At 63.3% G+C, this 15,829-nt stretch carries 13 protein-coding genes; 6 read left to right on the forward strand and 7 right to left on the reverse strand.

Features of this window, described 5'->3' with window-relative positions; all coding sequences use genetic code 11:
- Positions 1 to 210 precede the first annotated feature (210 nt).
- The 3 genes from HA399_RS12150 to HA399_RS12160 form a co-directional block, all read right to left on the reverse strand.
- Complete coding sequence (locus HA399_RS12150; protein ID WP_043331285.1) at positions 211 to 594, reverse strand: RidA family protein; 384 nt, start codon at positions 592 to 594, stop codon at positions 211 to 213.
- A gap of 162 nt (positions 595 to 756) precedes the next feature.
- Positions 757 to 2,016, reverse strand: coding sequence for a D-amino acid dehydrogenase (locus tag HA399_RS12155; protein WP_043331286.1), 1,260 nt, complete (start codon positions 2,014 to 2,016; stop codon positions 757 to 759).
- 410 nt (positions 2,017 to 2,426) lie between these two features.
- Positions 2,427 to 3,758, reverse strand: a complete 1,332-nt coding sequence (locus HA399_RS12160; protein ID WP_404326973.1) for an MATE family efflux transporter — start codon at positions 3,756 to 3,758, stop codon at positions 2,427 to 2,429.
- Positions 3,759 to 4,210: 452 nt separating this feature from the next.
- Between HA399_RS12160 and HA399_RS12165 the strand changes: the two genes are divergently transcribed.
- Positions 4,211 to 5,173, forward strand: coding sequence for a LysR family transcriptional regulator (locus tag HA399_RS12165; protein WP_043331288.1), 963 nt, complete (start codon positions 4,211 to 4,213; stop codon positions 5,171 to 5,173).
- Between the two features lie 223 nt (positions 5,174 to 5,396).
- On the opposite strand, the gene HA399_RS12170 is transcribed toward HA399_RS12165, so the two are convergent.
- Positions 5,397 to 7,124 (reverse strand): bifunctional diguanylate cyclase/phosphodiesterase, encoded by a 1,728-nt coding sequence (locus HA399_RS12170; protein ID WP_052384227.1) that lies wholly within the window; start codon positions 7,122 to 7,124, stop codon positions 5,397 to 5,399.
- A gap of 691 nt (positions 7,125 to 7,815) precedes the next feature.
- Here HA399_RS12170 and queC point away from each other — a divergent pair.
- The 4 genes from queC to HA399_RS12190 are packed head-to-tail and all read left to right on the forward strand — an operon-like array spanning position 7,816 to position 10,443.
- A complete protein-coding gene (queC, locus tag HA399_RS12175; RefSeq protein WP_107336281.1) occupies positions 7,816 to 8,559 on the forward strand; it encodes a 7-cyano-7-deazaguanine synthase QueC in 744 nt (247 codons plus the stop codon).
- Positions 8,559 to 9,251 carry a 7-carboxy-7-deazaguanine synthase gene (gene queE, locus HA399_RS12180; protein WP_107336280.1) on the forward strand — a complete coding sequence of 231 codons (693 nt, stop codon included), beginning with the start codon at positions 8,559 to 8,561 and terminating at the stop codon, positions 9,249 to 9,251. The genes queC and queE overlap by 1 nt, the downstream gene beginning before the upstream one ends.
- A gap of 8 nt (positions 9,252 to 9,259) precedes the next feature.
- Positions 9,260 to 10,159 (forward strand): 6-carboxytetrahydropterin synthase, encoded by a 900-nt coding sequence (locus tag HA399_RS12185; RefSeq protein ID WP_225347033.1) that lies wholly within the window; start codon positions 9,260 to 9,262, stop codon positions 10,157 to 10,159.
- Positions 10,156 to 10,443 (forward strand): YkgJ family cysteine cluster protein, encoded by a 288-nt coding sequence (locus tag HA399_RS12190; protein ID WP_404325120.1) that lies wholly within the window; start codon positions 10,156 to 10,158, stop codon positions 10,441 to 10,443. Before HA399_RS12185 ends, HA399_RS12190 begins: the two co-directional genes overlap by 4 nt.
- Positions 10,444 to 10,471: 28 nt before the next feature.
- Here the strand turns inward: HA399_RS12190 and HA399_RS12195 are convergent, their stop codons facing one another.
- From HA399_RS12195 to HA399_RS12205, 3 genes are all read right to left on the reverse strand, one after another.
- Positions 10,472 to 11,707 carry a CobW family GTP-binding protein gene (locus HA399_RS12195; RefSeq protein ID WP_404325121.1) on the reverse strand — a complete coding sequence of 412 codons (1,236 nt, stop codon included), beginning with the start codon at positions 11,705 to 11,707 and terminating at the stop codon, positions 10,472 to 10,474.
- Between the two features lie 225 nt (positions 11,708 to 11,932).
- Positions 11,933 to 13,084, reverse strand: coding sequence for an iron-containing alcohol dehydrogenase (locus HA399_RS12200; protein ID WP_404325122.1), 1,152 nt, complete (start codon positions 13,082 to 13,084; stop codon positions 11,933 to 11,935).
- A gap of 444 nt (positions 13,085 to 13,528) precedes the next feature.
- A complete protein-coding gene (locus HA399_RS12205; RefSeq protein WP_404325123.1) occupies positions 13,529 to 14,527 on the reverse strand; it encodes an NADP-dependent oxidoreductase in 999 nt (332 codons plus the stop codon).
- A gap of 264 nt (positions 14,528 to 14,791) precedes the next feature.
- Between HA399_RS12205 and HA399_RS12210 the strand changes: the two genes are divergently transcribed.
- Positions 14,792 to 15,748 carry a LysR family transcriptional regulator gene (locus HA399_RS12210; RefSeq protein ID WP_052384231.1) on the forward strand — a complete coding sequence of 319 codons (957 nt, stop codon included), beginning with the start codon at positions 14,792 to 14,794 and terminating at the stop codon, positions 15,746 to 15,748.
- Positions 15,749 to 15,829: the final 81 nt, after the last annotated feature.

The following is a 15,829-nucleotide window of genomic DNA, read 5'->3' on the forward strand; positions in this document are numbered from 1 at the left end:
CGCTAATCATGCTGGCGCCAAATGTCACGCTCAAGCTGCCTACAGGACGTCACGACCCCCTGAAACGACACTCCCCCCGCTGATGAATCAGCGAGGGGAGTGAGAGACAAGGCATCGATTCACGCCAGTCGGTCGATCAGACCGGCCACTGGTTCAGAGCGGCCGCTCGTTCAGACCGACCACTGGTTCAGACCGACAATCGACGAGCGATCAGGAGAGTGCCAGTACACCTTCTGCTTCAAACAGCACGCCCTTGGGCAGCTCCTTGACGCCGACGGCTGCACGCGCCGGATACGGCTGGCTGAAGTACTGCTCCATCAGCGTGTTGACCACGGCGAAGTTGCTGAGATCGGTCAGGAACAGATTGACCTTGACCAGCTGATCCAGGCTGCCACCGGAAGCTTCACACACCGCCTTGAGATTGCGGAACACCTGGTCTGCCTGGGCTTCAAAACCGCCTTCCACCACTTCCATGGTCGCCGGGTCCAGCGGGATCTGGCCGGACAGGAACACCAGATTACCCGTGCGCACCGCCTGGGAATACGGGCCGATGGCAGCCGGTGCGGACTCGGTAGAGATAATCTGCTTGGTCATGCGCAATTCCTTGTTCAATCAGTTGACGGAGAGACACTCGAAAAAAGACGACTACACGGCAGTACGCACTGCCTGGCAGACCCTGGCACAGCCACTGACACTCTCACTGTCACAGACACTGCTCTGAGTATCAGGTCACAGACACGGACACTGCTCTGAGCATCAGGCAGCGTAGCGACCAAGACTGAGACCGTTGGGATCGATGGTGGGCTTGCGACCATCCACCAGGTCCGCCAACAGACTCGCACTGCCGCAGCTCATGGTCCAGCCCAGGGTGCCGTGTCCGGTGTTCAACCACAGATTGTCGTACTTGGTGCCACCGATGATCGGCGTGGAATCCGGCGTCATCGGACGCAGGCCGGCCCAGAATTCCGCCCGCGCATAGTCACCGGCTTCCGGGAACACATCACGCACCACCATGTTGATGGTCGCACGGCGCTTCTCGATCAAGGAAAGATCGAACGAGGCCAGCTCGGCGGTGCCACCGACGCGAATGCGGTCATCGAAGCGTGTCAGCGCGACCTTGAAGGTCTCGTCCATCACGGTGGACTGCGGCGCGGCATCGGCATTGATGATCGGCACGGTCAGGCTGTAGCCCTTGACTGGATAGATCGGCAGGTCCAGATCCAGATCACGCGCCAGGAACGGCGAGTAGCTCCCCAGACACATCACGTAGCTGTCTGCGGTCATCTCGCCACGGTCGGTGATGACCTTCTCGATGCGGCTGCCGCTGCGCTGGATGCGCTGAATGGTGGTATTGAAGACGAAATTGACGCCCAGGGTGTCGCGGCAGTAATCCGCCAGCCGGTTGGTGAACAGATGGCAATCGCCGGTCTGGTCATCCGGCAGGTGCAGGCCGGCGATGAACTTGCCCGGTACGCGGGTCAGTGCCGGCTCCACCGTGGCACAGGCGTCGGCGTCCAGCAGCTGATGGCGCACGCCACAGCCCGCCAGCACCTTCATGTCGCTCTGCACGGCATCGACCTGCGCCTGGGTACGAAACAGCTGCAACAGCCCCTTCTGACGGTCTTCGTAACGCAGTCCGGTCTCTTCGCGCAGGGCATTGATGCAGGCGCGGCTGTACTCGGAGACCCGTACCATGCGCTCCTTGTTGACGGCATAGCGGTCGGCGTTGCAGTTGGCGAACATCTTGACCATGAACTTGGCCATCTGCGGGTCCATGCGCGGCTGGATCTTGAGCGGCGCATGCTCCTGGAACATCCACTTGACGGCTTTCTGCGGAATGCCCGGCGCTGCCCACGGCGAGGAGAAGCCGAAGGAGACCTGACCGGCGTTGCCGTAGCTGGTTTCCATCGCCGGGCTGGCCTGACGGTCGACGACCGTGACCTCATGCCCCTGACGCGCCAGATAATAGGCACTGGTGACACCGACGACGCCGCTACCGAGTACAAGAATCTTCATGTTGGCCTACCCCATGACTGCAAGCCGCGCCCCACGGCAAATGACAGGCGTATTCGCGCACTCGGCAGCGAATAAAGACGATGAAGGCCGGCACCGGTCGACAGGGCGACTCACAGTGGCTTGGCCTGAATGCATCCAGTATAGAGGCGCAAACCACGGTTAATATTCTGTTATGAGACCCTATATCAGAAAATAAGCAGGTAAATTTCGCATCATGGCAGTGATAAAAAACAAAAAAGCGGCCATTTTTGGAATGGCCGCTTTCGGTGCTTCTCAGCGGGACTGCTGACGGGGCTTCTGGCAAGGTCTACTGGCAGGGCATCCTGTAGGACCTTCCGGACAGAATCTTCTGAATAGCGCCTGACATCTCAAGGGAGCGCTCGTGCTGGACGCCATGAGGGCCCGGGCGATCAGGTCGTCGCGACATAGGCATGGCGACGCACTGACTTGCCGCGGTCGCCCAGGGCCTGACGATAGACGCGCCATGCCACCACACCCGCCAGCAGGTTGCCGATCGCCGAGCCGATGGCGACACCGCGCAGCCCATCCAGATGTGCCCCCAGCCATACCGCCGGCATGAAGCAGATGAAGAGACGCACGAAGGACAACGCCGTGGCACGCAGCGGCCACCCCAGCGCGTTGGCAGCCGACACGACCAGCATGCAGATGCCGAGGAAGGAGTAACTGGGCAACATCCACGGCAGCAGAACCGCCAGTGCCGCCGAGACCTCGTCACTGCCCACCAGCACATAGGCCAGCGGTGTCGCCAGCACTGCGGCGATGATGCCCAGCACCAGCTGCCAGATCACCACCACGCGGGCGGCCAGGTTCATCAGGCGGCGAATTTCCTGCCAACGGCCGGCGCCATAACAGCGCCCGAGCCACGGCGGCAGCGACATGGTCAGGGCCAGCACCACGATCAGCGAGAAGGTCTCCAGGCGTGAGGCGATCCCCCAGGCGGCTACCTCCGTCTGACCCAGTCCCGCGACGATGGCGGTGACCAGCATCGCGGAGAGTGCCGGCATCATCTGGCACAGAATCGCGGGTATCGCGATCCCCGCCAGCTGACGGCGCGAGGCCTGCCATTCGGCCCACAGGCCGCGATATTCCATCCAGTCGCGGCGCGAGAGCTTGAATGCCGTGATGGCAAGCCCGGCCCCGAAGGAGAGTACGGTCGCCCAGGCAGCCCCCGCCAGGCCGAAGCCGGGCAGCGGCCCCGCGCCGAAGATCAGCAGCGGGTCCAGCACCAGGTTGAAGACACTGGTCAGCAGCATCATCTCGCCCGGTAGACGCGTATCGCCGTGGGCGCGGAACAGGCTGTAGAGCACATAGGCCATGGCCCCCAGCCAGCTGGCGATCAGCGATGGGCCCCAATAGACCTCGATCAGCGTCATTTCAGTGGCATTGGCACCCAGCAACTCGAAGGCCGGCCCCCTGATGACCCACAACAGCAGCATCAACAGTGCCATCAACACACCGGACCCCAGCAGCACCACACCGCCCAGACGCCGGGCACGCGCCTCATCCTCGGCACCCAGGGTCCGCGAGACGATCGCGGCGATCGCGATGCCCATGCCGACCTGCACCCCGATGATCAAAAAGGTCAGCGGGAAGGTGAAGGATTGCGCGGCCAGCGGCGCGGTGCCCAGGTGCGAGACGAAGGCGGCATCGACCAGGTTGAAGCCCAGCAATCCCATGATGCCGAGTGTCATCGGCAAGGTGCTGCGCCACAGGCGTGACATCAGCTCACGCGTCGTCGGCGTTTCCGACGTTGGCGGGGTCGATGTTGCAGAGGCGTCGGTGGACATAGAAGAAGACATGAACTCACTCCCAGCATGTCGAGCATGGCTGGTTGGATGAAGGTATAAGGCGTCGGAACACTTCCGTGACGCTGGAGGGATGATTCTAGGGATTTCGCCGGACCCCAGATAGGCTCAGTGGGACATGTCTTTGATGCATTGTCGGCAACAGGAAGAGCGAGAAACGCGTTGATGCGTGGTATTAGAGGAAACAGTGACCGTGATAAACTCACCTTGTCAGGGATTTCCGTCACCTGGATTCGTGATGATGACCCATGCAATGTCACCGATTATCGACTGCTACCGAAGCTGGACCGTCGCTTTATATGCACTTACTGCCTCACGGATGGCTGGCAGAGTGTTCCCCTCCCCATGGCATCACGAGAGGTCAGACCGTGGATAAAGCATCCCGTTTGTTGCTGTTTCTCGATGTGGTAGAAGCACAGAGTTTTTCCAAGGCGGCTGACCATCGTCAGGTCAACCGCTCGGTGGTCTCCAAGCAGATCAGCCGTCTGGAAGAAGAACTGCAGATTCGCCTGTTCAATCGCTCGACTCGCTCGCTGGCCCTGACGGATGCGGGGCGCGAGATCCATCAGCACGCACTGCGTCTGCGTGAAGTGCTGGAAGATACCGATGATGTGGCCGGCGCCTATCAGGATGGCCCGCGTGGCATCCTGAAGATCACCAGCCCGAGCCATTTCGGGCGCACCTATGTCGCCCAGGCCGTGCGTCTGTACATGGAGCGTTACCCGGATACCCAGGTGGAAGTGCGCCTGGAAGACCACCTGACCGACCTGATCGGCGGCGGTTATGACCTGGCCATTCGCATGTCGGAGCTGGAAGACTCCAACCTGATCGCGCGTCCGCTGGCTGCACACCGTCACCTGATCTGTGCCTCGCCGGCCTTCATCGAGCGTCACGGCATGCCCCAGACCCCCGCCGATCTGTCTGGCCTGCCGGCAGCGGTGTATTCCCGCGATGGCTTCATTCTCGATCGCCTGCGCGTCTGCACCGAGAGCGGTGTCGAGGAAAAGGTGGCGCTGGATTCACGCCTCAAGGTCAATGATGCAGACGTGCTGATCGGTGCCATCAAGTCGGGTGCCTGCTATGGCATGGTGTCCGCGATCAACATCAAGGACGAGATCCTGAATGGTGAGCTGGTGCCGCTGTTGACCAACGTGCCGATGAAGCCACTGCCTTCGATCCACCTGGTCTACCCGCACCGCCAGTACCTGCCGCAGAAGACGCGTCGCTTCAGCGATTGCCTGCAGGAGGTCGTCGGCACGCCACCCGTCTGGGAGCAGCGCATTCCGGGCTTCGAGAACATGTACGGCTACGGTAGCGGTTGCAGCGAGTGAGACGTCGTCACGACTCTCGAGTCTGAACGCAAGCCGCCACCTCCCGCGGCCACTGCCAGACCCGAATGCCCAGCATGAAAACGCCCGCCATGCAGTGTCACTGCGTGGCGGGCGTTTTCATCTCAGGCCCCTTTCATTTCAGGCCCCCCTTCATTTCAGGCCCCTTCATTTCAAGCGCCTTTCACTTCAGCCCCCTTCATCTAGCACCCTTCAAAAGAAACACTCAGGGGCAGGGATGGATCGACGGCTTGCGCTTGAGCCACTCGACCAGCTCCGGCAGGCGCTTGGGCCGCGCATAGCGGAAGCCCTGCACCAGATGACAGCCCATCTCGACCAGCAGGCGCTCCTGCTCTGCGGTCTCGACACCCTCCGCCAATACCTCCATGCCCAGACTGTCGGCCAGCGAGATCGCATGGGAGACAATGGCGCGGTCGCGGGCATCATGGTCAAGGCTACCGACGAAGCGCTGATCGACCTTGAGGCGGCAAGCACGCAGGTCGCGCACGTAGAGCAGTGACGCGAAGCCGGTGCCGAAATCATCGATCGCCAGGCGCACGCCGCGTTCGATCAGGCCGGTGAGTCGCTCCACGACGCGATCGAGATCCGGCACGCGTGAGGATTCGGTGATCTCAAGCTCCAGACGTTCCGGCGCGAAGTCATGGCGCGCCAGAGCCTCCGAGACGCGCTCGGGGAAGCCGGGGTCACGAAACTCCTGAGCCGAGACATTGATCGCCACCGACAATGGCTTGCCGTTCGGCGTCACCAGGTCACGCGTCGCCGAGAGGGCCGTGTCCATCACCCGCGCGCCGACGGTGCCGATCAAGCCGTACTGCTCCGCCAGCGGGATGAAGCGACCCGGCCCGATGGTGCCAAGCTCGGGGTGGTCCCAGCGCACCAGCACCTCGACGCCGACGGCCTCGCCACTGGCGAGGTCGAACTGGGGCTGGAAAGCGAGATCCAGCTCTTCGAGATGCTCGCGCAGGTCACTGGTCAGGCGATAGTCATTGAGATGCTGCATGTGCGCGCCGGGCGAGAACACATGCAGGGGGCCGCAGACATCGATGTCATCGTATTCCCCGTGCAACATGGCGAGTTCGGCCAGATGCATCAGGCGATGGGCACGCCGCGCGTGCTGCGGCGCCAGACTGATGCCGACCCGCGCCGTGACCGGCAGGGCCTTGCCATCCAGTCGCATCAGCATCACCAGCCGTTCGCACAGCTCGTTGGCACGCGCGATCAGGCTGGCCTCATCCCCGACGAAGAACAGCGCGAAGGCATTGCCCAGCGGGCGGCAGACCAGGGCGTCGCGATACTGCAGGGACATGGCTTCTGCCACCCGCTCCAGCAGCGGATCGATACGCTCGGCACCGTGCGCCGAGTTGATGATTTCCAGGTGGGTCAGTGACAGATAGATGATGCCGCCATCGATGCTGCCGTCGACGCTTTCTTCCAGCAGCAGTTCATCGATCTGGGCATTGAAGCGATCGCGCGACAGCAGGTTGATGGGCTGCAGACGGCGCAGGGCGATCAAGACCTTGTCATCCACCCCGGCCGCACGGGCCTCCGCCAGCCCCGAGAACGGCGCCTTGAGGCGGACTCGCCGCTCGCTGACCGGCTCGAGACGCGGCCGCTCGGTGCCGAACAGCTCCTGCCAGCCACAGGTGTTGGCCACCAGACACTCGGCATCGAAGATCGCCATGCGCCACGGCAGATTGGCCTTCTGCACCAGCAGCCATTCTCCCAGCTCGCCGGTGATGCCCATCAACCAGAAGCCGGGCTGGCCGCTGATGCCACAAGGCTCCGGCTGCTTGGGCAACGGGGATGGCAGCTCCGGCACCCTGTCTTCCTGTCGAGCGCGCGGCGACGTCCAGGCGAGTTGGCCGAAGCGGTCATGAATCCACAACGGCTCTTCGATGGACGACAGCAATTTGATCAAGATATCGAGAGGCACGCTCACTCCACCTGCAGTCATAAGGAAAATGGCTTGATGCCCCGCAAGGGCCGCCTGTCGCCAGTGATGCTGGCCGTTGGCTGGCGCAACGCGGGTAACACCGCCGGGACATGACACGTCATTCACGCTTCCGGCTGTTCTCGCGCTTATCTGCTTACACCTGCTTTCATTGTCGCCGCTGGCTGCAGCAAAGCCCGGACGCCCATGCTACTCCTCCTATGAACATCACCAGGCGCCAGACTGCTGCACTTTGTCTCTTCTGATCGCCCTTTTGAGCGCCTTTTTGAACGCCAGACACCTCCCGCTTCGCCTGTCACTTGACGCTGCACCAGGCGCCATTGCGAGAGCCATTCGGCAAGCCACGTAACCGGCTCCTCAACCCATCATCCCGAAATTCGTGCTGTCAGGGAAAGCACTAGGTGGACAAGCGTGCAGCACGCAGACGACTCTCCCTACGCTTCGCTAATACTCCGAGTCTATGCCAGCCTGTGGTGCGGGTACCAAGGCTATTTTCTCGCCGACTCAACGCTTGGCTGCCATGGCCGCTGCAGAACCTGGCGACAGGCGGCGTATCCGCGGCCCGCGCCAGTACACGAGTGGCATCAAGGCGTGCGGAAGAGTAGGATAGGCGCCCGTTTCGCCCGGACCGGATCCCGGGCGCCGAATCCATCGGTCAAAGAAATTCTCCGTCATGACTCTCAACGTCCAGAATTCCGCTGTCTCCGCTTCTGCCTCCTCTGCAGAGCGCCCCCGCGCCGTCGTCATCTACTCCGGTGGCATGGACTCCTACACTGTCCTGCACCAGGCGCTGAAGGAAGGCTTCGAGGTACATGCCCTCTCCTTCCATTATGGCCAACGTCACTCGCGTGAGCTCGACGTCGCACGCCAGGTCTGCGAGTCGCTGGGCGTCGCCCACGAAGTCGTCGACATTCGCGCCATCCATGGCCTGATCGACAACTCCGCACTGACCAACAGTGACCAGGCGATGCCCAAGGCCGACTACGACGAGGCCTCCATGACCTCGACCGTGGTGCCCAACCGCAACATGATCCTGCTGTCACTGGCCATCGCCAAGGCCGTCAACATCGAGGCCGAGGTCTGCTTCTATGGTGCCCACGGTGGCGATCACGTGCTCTACCCGGATTGCCGTCCGGAGTTCGTCGACAAGATGAACGCCGTCGCCGCGATCGCCAACTTCTCCCCAGTCGAGATTCGCGCGCCCTTCCTGCACGCGAGCAAGGACGAGATTCTGGCCGCCGGCATCGCCATGCAGCTCGATTATGCCCAGACCTGGACCTGCTACGAAGGCCGCGAATTGGCCTGCGGGGAATGCGGCAGCTGCCGTGAGCGTCTCGAGGCCTTCGCCGCCCATGGGCTGAGCGATCCGCTCGGTTACGAAACGACCGACTCGGCCAAGGGCGCAGGCACTCTCTGATGTATACGGTAAAGGAAGCGTTCTACACCCTGCAGGGCGAAGGTGCTCGCGCAGGGCGCGCCAGCGTGTTCTGCCGCTTTGCCGGCTGCAATCTGTGGAGTGGCCGCGAGCAGGACCGCGACACCTCGGTCTGCCGCTTCTGCGACACCGATTTCGTCGGCACCAACGGCCAGAATGGCGGCAAGTTCCGCACCGCAAACGCGCTGGCGGACTTTTTGGCCAGCCTGTGGCCGGAGCACACCGGCATCGCCACGCCCTATGTGGTCTTCACCGGCGGTGAGCCGCTGTTGCAGCTCGACAGCGAGCTGGTGGACGCGATGCACGCCCGCGGCTTCGAGATCGCGGTGGAGACCAACGGCACCGTCGAGCCGCCTGCCGGCATCGACTGGCTATGCGTCAGCCCCAAGGGCGCAAGCGAGCTGGTCCTCACCGGCGGCGATGAGCTCAAGCTCGTCTACCCGCAGCCGGAGGCCCTGCCGGAGCGCTTCGTCAGCCTGGACTTCGCGCACTTCTATCTGCAGCCGCTGGATACCGCCGCCCTCGACGCCCTGCCCGCGCCTGCCGCGGCCCGCGAGCATTACCGCGAGGTGCTGGCGTCCGACACGCCGATGAACCAGTGCGTCAGCTACTGCATGCGCAATCCCCAGTGGCAGCTCTCGCTGCAGACTCACAAGATCAGTGGTATCGATTGATGACCGCAATGACTCCCAAGACCCTGTTCGTCAGGGCCCTCACCGCGGTGGATGCCTCGGTGTGGAGCAATACCCGCGGCCTGTACGGCATCAGCCAGCATCTGGACCTGGAGCTGGACGGTGCCGTCGGCCATGACGGCATGCTGTTCGACTTCGGCGACGTCAAGCCGTGGGCCAAGCGCATGATCGATCAGGACGCCGATCACACCCTGATCGTGCCCAGCCAGGCCGAAGGCGTGAGCGTCACGGACTGCCCGGAAGGACTGTGCCTGCGCTTCACCCAGCCCTATGCCATGGAAGTGCGCGGCCCGCGTCAGGCCTTCTGCCTGCTGCCGGTGACCGAGGTCACCACCGAGGTGCTGGCCAACCACTTCGAGAAGCTGCTGACTCGCCGCCTGCCGCCGCGCGTCGAGGCGCTGCGCGTACGTCTGCGAGACGAGACCATCGACGGCGCCGCCTACACCTACAGTCATGGCCTGCGTCATCACAGTGGCAACTGCCAGCGTATCGCGCATGGGCATCGCTCGCCGCTGATCATCGAGCGCAATGGTGTGCGGGACACGGCGCTGGAAGCCGAGTGGGCCGAGAAGCTCAACGACCGCTACCTGGCCGAGGAAGGCGATCTGATCGACCGCCCGGGGCGTGAGCTGGTATTCAGCTATGAAGCGCCGCAGGGCAGGTTCCGCATCCGCCTGCCGCGCAAGCAGGTGTGGCTGCTGCCGACACCGACCACCATCGAGTGGATCGCCGACTGGCTGGCGCGCCAGATCGCCCTCGACAGCGGTGACAGCATCCGCGTCGAAGCCTACGAGGGCATCAACAAGGGCGCCATCGCGCGGCATACCCCGCAGACGGCGCGCGAGCCTCTCGTCCTTCCCGAGCACGAAGACACGTCCGCCACCTCATGACGCAGACCGCCGCCCCTTCTGCAGATGCTGCCGCTCCCGGCTGTCGTGCCGGTTGCGGCGGCTGCTGCATCGCCCCCTCGATCTCGAGCCCGATTCCCGGCATGCCGAATGGCAAGCCGGCGGGGGTGCGTTGCGTGCAGCTGGATGACGACAATCTGTGCAAGCTGTTCGGCACGCCGCAGCGCCCGACGGTATGCGGCGACTTCGATTTCGATCACGAGTTGTGTGGCGATTCCCGCGAAGAGGCCCTGCGCCTGATCGGCGAGTGGGAGCGCCTGACGTAAGAAGCGCTTCCTGAGGGAGGTGCTCAGCTCACTCGCCGAAGAAGTTGAAGGGCCTGGCGGCACCGTCGCTGCGACAGGCCAGCAAGGCTGCATTCAGCTGGCGGGAATCCTCAAGCGGCAACGCAGCCACCATCCCTTCCTGCTCCTCCCCCTGCTCCTGCCCATCCAGCGGTGCAATCAGCTCAAGCCGCGAATCCTCGCGCCAACTGGACGGCGCAAGCTCGGCACGCCCATTGGCGCGGTTATAGCTGCGCCAACCATCCTGGGTATGAAAGATGCCCTTGATGCGCCACTCACGCGGCAGGCCATCCAGCCATTGGGTCAGCTGATCGAGATCGAAGACCTCGCTTGCGGCCATTCGCCAGCCCAGACTGGCATGCTCAAGCCCCTCGGCCTGCTCGATCACCGGTGCGCCGGGCAATGGCATCATGTCTGAGGCGGACGGCTCAGCACTGGCCTGCGCCACCAGACGCGCCCTATCCCGCGCAGCGCGATGGGCGGTCGGCATGCTGATCTCGGGCTGGTCTTCACGCGCTGCGCTTACGTGCCCGCCACCTTGGCGCTGAGGCGCGCGTTCTGCTGACAGCAGCCAATCGATCAGTGCGACCTCCTGACCGGCCATGCGGGCCTGCGGCGGCTGGCTTTCGCCGTCGGCTCTGCCCAGCTCACCGACCCAGCGCTTGCGCGGCCACATCCCCGACAGAAACTCATGCGCGGCCGCCAGCTGCTGATCGCTCGCCAGATCACGCTTGCTGAGCACCACGCCGCCCGCCAGCGTCAGTTGATCCTGGAAGGTGCCGTGTTCGCGCGTGCGGGTATCGTCCAGTGCGCGCGGGTCAAGCAGGGTGATGACTTCCTCAAGCGCAAGCGCCGAGGCCAGCCCTTCACTGCGCAGCACATCGATCAGCCCCGCCGGATGGCCCAGCCCCGAGGGTTCGATGATCAGACGATCAGGACGCGTCTGATGGATCAGGCTGACCAGCCCCGCCTGCAGCACGAAGGCCAGCTGACAGCACAGACACCCGCCGGGCAGCCCCTTGACGCTGACATCCTCGCGCCCGGCAAACAGTGCCTGATCGATCCCCACCTGCCCGAACTCATTGACCAGAATCGCCCAGTGTTCATCCGCAGGCTTGGCCGCGACCAATGCCTGGATGAAACTGCTCTTGCCCGTGCCTAGAAAACCGGTGATCAGATGCACCGGAATCGGAGCTGGTTCCGTCGGGGCGTCGCCGCTCCTGGCGCCGCGTGAAGCCACAGACATGCTGAAATCTCCGCAAGATGAAGGGCGTGCAAAAGGTTATAGAGTAACAAAAACCGGCCGACGACGAAGTCTCGTCAAGCGAATCCAGCTCTTGGGCGTGACGCGATCTGGCGATCGGCAAGCTGCAACAAGGGGGAAGACAAGGGGGGAGATACGCAAAACCCCTCGCCACCAGGAGTGACGAGGGGTTTGAGGCTGACACTCGAGCCTGACTGACGCGTGCGATCAGGCAGCGCGGGTCAGGATACGACGCGCCACGTCCGGCGTGATATCGCCGTGCTCACCGATGGCGGTGAAGCCGTGACGGGTCAGGTTGTCGACCAGCTGATCGATGCTGTCGGCACTGATACCGGCTTCGCTCAACGACACCGGCGCGCCCAGACGAGTGAAGAAGTCACGGGTCTTGTCGATGGCGGCGCGCGCGACGCTCTCCTCATCGCCCTCCAGCGCCCAGACGCGGCGACCGTATTGCGCCAGCTTGGCACGCTTGGCCTCGAACAGCTCTTCCCACAGCGCAGGCATCACGATGGTCAGGGTGCGACCATGATCGACACCGTGCAGTGCGGTGATCTCGTGACCGATCATGTGGGTGGCCCAGTCCTGCGGCACGCCACGCCCGATCAGACCGTTGAGACCCAGGTTGGCGGCCCACATGATGTTGGCGCGCACAGCCAGATCATCCGGCTGACTCAGCACCTTGGGGCCTTCCTCGATCAGCGTCATCAGCAGCCCCTCGGAGAAGCGGTCCTGCACCGGCGCATTGACCGGATAGGTCAGGTACTGCTCGCTGACGTGGATGAAGGCATCGACGACGCCATTCACGCTCTGACGCTCCGGCAAGGTCAGGGTGGTGGCCGGGTCCAGCACCGCGAAGCGCGGATAGGCCAGCTCGCTGAACATCGGCAGCTTGTCGTGGGTCTCGTAGTTGGTGACCACGGCGTTGCCATTGGACTCGGAACCCGTGGCCGGCAGTGTCAGCACCACGCCCAGCGGCAGCGCCGTCTCGGGGTGCTTGCCTTCGGCGAGAATCTCCCACGGATCACCGGCATGACAGGCGGCGAGCGCGAGGAACTTGCTGCCATCGGCGACGCTGCCACCTCCGACCGCCAGCAGATAATCGATCTTCTCGCGCTTGATGACTTCCAGGGCTTCGAGCAGGGTGTGATAGCTCGGGTTCGGCTCGATGCCGCCGAAGCTCCACCACTGACGGCCTTCCAGCGCAGCCTCGATCTGCTCCATCACGCCATTGCGCTTGATCGACCCGCCACCGTAGGTGACCAGCACGCGGGCATCCGCCGGAATCTCGTCACGCACCTTGACGATCTGGCCGGCACCGAAGTGCACGCGGGTCGGGTTCTGATAGGTAAAGTCCTGCATGATGCTCTCCTCGCGGAGTCAGGGGCGACACGGCTACATGAGATGACAGGGCCGTGGTCAGGCGCCACCTGACACAGAGTGATATGTGGGCAAATGACAGATAAACGCGACGATGACGCCACCTGCCCACGAACGATGGTCTGCATTCTAGAGCAGTGACCAAGACCAAAGTAGAGCGCAGGCCGCACGTCTTTGGTTCGTGAGAGTCACCAATCCTCACGACCAGTGATATTTGACGACCAGTAATGCGTGATGACCAGTAATGCGTGATGACCAGTAATGTGTGATGAACAGGAATGCGTGATGAACAACGCCAGACCACCCACGCAAAAGGCCCGCCGTAGCGAGCCATTCGTGACTGCCTGAGCGCCGCGCATTCGCGCGGCGCTCAGGTGTTCGGGTCTTCAGTAATGCTGTGTCAGTTCTCAGCACTCAGTTCTAAGATCAGAGACGCACCAGCATCTTGCCCTTGTTGCCACCCGAGAACAGCTTGAGGAAGGCGTCCGGCGTCTGCTCGAGCCCTTCTTCCACCGTCTCTTCGTAGTCGATATCGCCCTTGGCGACCTGCGGCCCTACCTCTTCGAGGAAGCGGCTGTAGTTCTGCCAGTGATCGAAGACGATGAAGCCTTGCATGCGCGCACGGCGGATCAGGATCATCGAGATGTTCGAGGGGCCAGGCGCCGCCTCGGTATCGTTGTAGCTGGAGATCATGCCGCAGACGGCGATGCGTGCACCGACATTCAGATTGTTCAGCGCTGCCATCAGGCAATCACCGCCGACATTCTCGTAGTAGACATCGAAGCCGTCCGGGCAGGCTTCCTTGAGCGCCTTCGTCAGCTGCTCGGCGTCCTTGCCCTTGTAGCTGACCGCCTTGACGCCCCGCGCTTCCAGCCAATCGAGCTTTTCCTGGCTGCCGGCGATGCCGACGACAGTGCCGCCCTTGGCCTTGGCCAGCTGCACGGCGAGCGAGCCGACCGCACCGGAGGCCGCGCTGACCAGCACGTTATCGCCCTCTTTCATCTCGGCGATGATGTTGAGGCCGGTCCAGGCGGTCATGCCCGGCATGCCCAGCACGCCCAGGTAGGCCTGCTCCGGCACCTCGATGCTCGGCAGCGGCTCGACCTGGTCACCCGACAGCTGCGCGATGTCACGCCAGCCACCCATGTGACGCACCTTGTCGCCGCTCTTGAAGCGAGAGTCACGTGACTCGATCACTTCACCGACGGCTGCGCCCTGCAGCGGCTCATTGAGCTCGAAGGGGTCGATATAGGTCTTCACGCCGCTCATGCGGCCACGCATGTAGGGATCCACGGACAGCCAGCTGTTGCGAATGCGCACCTCGCCTTCGCCGAGCTCGCTCAGCTCTTCCTCACGCAACTGGAACAGGTCGCGTTCCGGGGTGCCTTTCGGATAGTCGGTGATCGTGTAATAGCGTGTCTGCATGCAATGCTCCTTGCGAATGATCTGCTCAAACGACATGTGATCTGAATCGTCATCAGGCCGCTGGGCCGTGGCCTCAACCCTGTGACGACTGGCCGCCGCAAGCGTTGCTCGGCGACGAAGTGCTCCCAGATTACGCGCGCTCCCGATATCACACCAATGACAGAAACTGAATCCCGGTATGCATGAGACTGATATCATGTGCGGTTGAAACTGCACGCTTTCATCCCAGTGACTGGGTCGCTTCACTACCGGGAACCGCTTGCCATGCACCTGGCTGAACTTGCTCGCCATGATCTCAATACGCTGGTCGCGCTGCATGCGCTGCTGGAAACCCGCAGCGTGTCGCGGGCCGCTGAGCGCCTAAACCTGAGCCAGCCTGCGGTGTCCCGCACCCTGGGCCGGCTGCGCGAGGCCTTCGATGACCCCCTGTTCGTGCGCGCGCAACGCGGTCTGCGCCCCACCGCACGCGCAGAGGCCCTCAGGCAGCCCCTCGCCCGCCTGCTGCAGGAGCTGGGCGCCCTGCTGGCACCGCCCGAGTTCTCGCCTGAAGATAGCCAACGTCGCTTTCAGCTGGCCACCACCGATTACGGCATGCACGCCTTCGTGGCGCCCCAGATCGCCCCGCTGCACGAGCAGGCACCCGGCATCCGTCTGGATATCCAGGCCTATGGCGGCAATGTCGAACAGCAGCTGGAAGAAGGCGGGCCGGAGCTTGCGATGTGCGTGCCCACCGCCAGGGTGCCGGCCGGCGTGCATGGTCGCGAGATCGGGGATGACCAGTTCGTCTGCGTGATGCGCAAGGACCATCCGCTGGCAGCGAAGGAGACCTTGAGCCTGGAGGACTTCCTCGCCGCCAGCCACCAATTGATCAGCATGGGTGGCGATGAGCGAGGCGCGGTGGACCTCAAGCTGGCGGAACTGGGACTGAGTCGTCAGGTCGTCATGCGCCAGCCCCATTTTCTGGCCGCCTTCAGCGTCAGCTGCCACAGCGACCTGCTGCTGTGCGTGCCGGGCTGTCTGGCCATCAGCATGCTCGATCAGCTGCCGCTGGCCCTGCGTCCGCTGCCCATCACCCTCAACCGCTTCTCCTACTGGCTGGTGTGGCACGAACGCCTGCACCATGACGCCGGCCACCGCTGGCTGCGCCAGACGCTCTCCACGGGCATTCAGGCCCGTCACCGCGAACTCTCCCAGCGCCTGCGCCAGCGGCTGGGCTCCTGACTTGATACAAGACTCGTGACCTGACGCCAAGCTCGTGACCTGACACCACACCGGCACGCAGCCTCGCGACCTGAGCTGCGA

It is taken from the genome of Cobetia sp. UIB-001 (assembly GCF_044789135.1).
Lineage (GTDB): Bacteria > Pseudomonadota > Gammaproteobacteria > Pseudomonadales > Halomonadaceae > Cobetia > Cobetia amphilecti.

Coding starts and splice junctions, on each gene's coding strand:
- HA399_RS12205 (WP_404325123.1), bottom strand. CDS start 14,527: ATGCAGACACGCTATTACACGATCACCGACTATCCGAAAGGCACCCCG.
- HA399_RS12185 (WP_225347033.1), top strand. CDS start 9,260: ATGACTCCCAAGACCCTGTTCGTCAGGGCCCTCACCGCGGTGGATGCC.
- HA399_RS12155 (WP_043331286.1), bottom strand. CDS start 2,016: ATGAAGATTCTTGTACTCGGTAGCGGCGTCGTCGGTGTCACCAGTGCC.
- HA399_RS12195 (WP_404325121.1), bottom strand. CDS start 11,707: ATGTCTGTGGCTTCACGCGGCGCCAGGAGCGGCGACGCCCCGACGGAA.
- HA399_RS12150 (WP_043331285.1), bottom strand. CDS start 594: ATGACCAAGCAGATTATCTCTACCGAGTCCGCACCGGCTGCCATCGGC.
- HA399_RS12210 (WP_052384231.1), top strand. CDS start 14,792: ATGCACCTGGCTGAACTTGCTCGCCATGATCTCAATACGCTGGTCGCG.
- queE (WP_107336280.1), top strand. CDS start 8,559: ATGTATACGGTAAAGGAAGCGTTCTACACCCTGCAGGGCGAAGGTGCT.
- HA399_RS12200 (WP_404325122.1), bottom strand. CDS start 13,084: ATGCAGGACTTTACCTATCAGAACCCGACCCGCGTGCACTTCGGTGCC.
- HA399_RS12190 (WP_404325120.1), top strand. CDS start 10,156: ATGACGCAGACCGCCGCCCCTTCTGCAGATGCTGCCGCTCCCGGCTGT.
- queC (WP_107336281.1), top strand. CDS start 7,816: ATGACTCTCAACGTCCAGAATTCCGCTGTCTCCGCTTCTGCCTCCTCT.
- HA399_RS12160 (WP_404326973.1), bottom strand. CDS start 3,758: ATGTCACGCCTGTGGCGCAGCACCTTGCCGATGACACTCGGCATCATG.